We start from the raw sequence: 1,070 nt of genomic DNA, 5'->3' as shown, positions 1-1,070 counted from the left end.
TGTTACCCCATCACTACTGATTCATCCTTTGACGGAAAACGTTTACCGTCAATCTTTTATCAAACGGGAACCGAACATGAAACGTCCCTAGAGGAGAGCGATCTCCCAAAGGGAGTGCTGCGCAATCGCCCATTGGGAGTGTGATGCGATCGCCAGTTTACAATCCAGATGAAGTAAGAGCTTAAAGTGCGACCTGAAGGTGAACTAAGTGAATTATCGATAAACTGCGTTACATTTCATTAACTCACCTTATCTGATTCTCCCTAAAGTATAATCAAAGAAACAGCAAAATCAGATTATGAACTTAGATACAATTAAACAAGATATTGCGTCTCTTCCTCCCTATGCACAACAAATCATAATCGAACTTGTAGAAGTTCTGAAAAAACGCTATCCTCTTAATCAACAACGAACTTCAGAAAATTCCTTGCAAGACTGGTCAGACTTTATCGGTTGTATAGAAGCTGAAACAGACCTCTCAAAAAACTATAAAAACTATTTAGATACTGAACTTAATCAAAAATATGATCATAGTTGATACAGGCTTTTGGTTAGCTCTTGCTAATAAACAAGATGCAGTTCATATAGCCGCCAAAAAAAGATTTCAAGATTTAGCTAATCAGCAATTTATTACAACCTGGTGCGTCGTTACGGAGACTTGCTATTTATTACAAAAAAGAGTAGGAGTGGATGCTCCAAAAATCTTTATTAATAAAATTTCCACAGGAAAACTACAAATCTTTGATCTGAAACAAAATCATTGCCAGCGTATTGAAGAACTGATAGAAAAATATCAAGATTTGCCGATGGATTTGGCCGATGCTTCTCTCGTTATTCTGGCAGAACAACTAGGTCATGGGCGAATTTTGTCAGTTGATTATCGAGATTTTAACACCTATCGCTGGAAAAATACAGAACCATTTGATAACCTCTTTCAGGAATTTTTATGATGTAGTGCAGTCACCATAAATGCTATCTTGCAATTGCGATCTCCCAAAGGGAGTGCTGCGCGATCGCCCATAGAGAATGCTTAGCAATCGCCCTCCAAATATCCCCACCCCCTTGAAATA

General features: G+C 38.2%; 2 protein-coding genes. Both read left to right on the top strand.

Features of this window, described 5'->3' with window-relative positions; translation table 11 throughout:
* Positions 1–298 precede the first annotated feature (298 nt).
* A complete protein-coding gene (locus ASL19_RS06260) occupies positions 299–538 on the top strand; it encodes a hypothetical protein (protein WP_057177680.1) in 240 nt (79 codons plus the stop codon).
* Positions 525–950: a type II toxin-antitoxin system VapC family toxin gene (locus tag ASL19_RS06255; RefSeq protein ID WP_057177679.1), complete on the top strand. Its 426-nt coding sequence runs from the start codon at positions 525–527 to the stop codon at positions 948–950. Before ASL19_RS06260 ends, ASL19_RS06255 begins: the two co-directional genes overlap by 14 nt.
* Positions 951–1,070: the final 120 nt, after the last annotated feature.

Source organism: Cylindrospermopsis sp. CR12, from assembly GCF_001432185.1.
Lineage (GTDB): Bacteria > Cyanobacteriota > Cyanobacteriia > Cyanobacteriales > Nostocaceae > Raphidiopsis > Raphidiopsis raciborskii.
Note: the sequence above shows the minus strand (reverse complement) of the source record. Positions and strands in the feature narration are given on the sequence as shown.